Genomic DNA, 1,271 nt, shown 5'->3' with positions numbered 1-1,271 from the left:
AGCCGTGCGAGTGGTGCGACACCGAGGTGCCCGCGCCGGCGGTCGCCGGTATCTACTGGGACGCGGTCGACGCCCCGTCCGGTTTGGTTGAGGTCTGCGTCAACTGTCTTCCGGACGCCGTCGAGTACGCACTCGAGGACGGCCTCGACGATACGGACGTCATGGTCGAGCTGGAGCTGCACGAACCCGCGGTCGCCATACGGGTGGAGCGTGCCGCATGAGCAGTTCACCGGCTGCGCTTCCCTCTGCTGGCGGTGCTGAGATGGAGTTGCCGCGCCCGGTGCTGGTGGTTCCGCGTGACGCCTCCCTCGATGAGTGGGTAACGGCACGGCGTGACGGCATCGGCGGCTCGGAGGTTGCCCAGGCCGCCGGGATCAGTCCCTTCGCGACTCCATTCCAACTGTGGCTGCAGAAGACCGGCCGCGTTGAACCGGACTTCGACGACAACACGCGGGAGCGCATGTACTGGGGCACGGTCCTTGAGCCGGTGCTGCTGGCCGAGTTCGCCCGCCGGCACCCGGACCTCACCCTCGTTCCGCCCGAAGGTACGTACGCCGTCCCGGGGCAGACGTGGATTCGTGCCACCTCGGACGGCCTGGTCGTCGATGACGGGACCGTGGTCGAGCTGGTCGAGTGCAAGACCGGTGACCACCGGCAGCTCGCCGCCTGGGCCGACGACGACGTTCCTGTCCACTACGTCGCCCAGTGCCAGTGGCAGGCCCACGTGATGGGTGTGGAACGGGTCCGGGTGGTCGCGCTGCTGGACACCTCTACCTATCTGGAGCGCGTGGTCGAACGGGACGATGAGCTGATCGGCATGCTGCTCGATGCCGCCACCGAGTTCTGGCATCACGTGCAGGCCGATACCCCGCCGCCGGTCGACGCCAGTGACACCGCAGCCCGGATGCTCGCCGCAATGCCGGTCGAGCCTGGCCGGGCCGTCGAGTTGCCTCCGCACTGGGACAAGACGATCCGTCGGCGCCACGAATTCGATGAGCTGATCAAGGCCTACCGGGCGGAGCGCGACGTTCTAGACAACGAGTTGCGGCTGGCAATGGGCGCCGCCGAGGAGGCGCACCTCGACGGCCGCCGCGTGGCCCGGTTCCGTGCCCCGTCCCGGCCGTCGCGGTCCTGCGACTACGACCGGCTCGCCACCGAGTTCCCCGACGCCTACGCCGCCTGCGTCGCCGAAACCGCATCCTCCCGCCGCCTGACCTACAGCAAGGAGACCTCGTGAGCAACGAGACCGCCAAGGCTGCTCTCGCCCAGCG

2 protein-coding genes are annotated in these 1,271 nt (G+C 68.8%); both read left to right on the top strand.

Annotated elements, in window-relative coordinates; translation table 11 throughout:
* On the top strand, nt 1–221 hold a 221-nt coding region (locus IEY55_RS31665; RefSeq protein WP_189062268.1), incomplete at its 5' end, for a hypothetical protein.
* Nucleotides 218–1,237: a YqaJ viral recombinase family nuclease gene (locus IEY55_RS31660; protein ID WP_189062267.1), complete on the top strand. Its 1,020-nt coding sequence runs from the start codon at nt 218–220 to the stop codon at nt 1,235–1,237. The genes IEY55_RS31665 and IEY55_RS31660, both read left to right, overlap by 4 nt.
* The last annotated feature ends 34 nt before the right edge of the window (nt 1,238–1,271 follow it).

The sequence above is a fragment of the Longimycelium tulufanense genome, from assembly GCF_014645795.1.
GTDB classification, from domain to species: domain Bacteria; phylum Actinomycetota; class Actinomycetes; order Mycobacteriales; family Pseudonocardiaceae; genus Longimycelium; species Longimycelium tulufanense.
The sequence above is the reverse complement of the archived record's forward strand: the minus strand, read 5'-3'. Positions and strand labels throughout refer to the sequence as shown.

What these genes read in the sequence shown, in the direction of transcription:
- IEY55_RS31660 (WP_189062267.1), top strand. Translation starts at nt 218, where the DNA reads ATGAGCAGTTCACCGGCTGCGCTTCCCTCTGCTGGCGGTGCTGAGATG.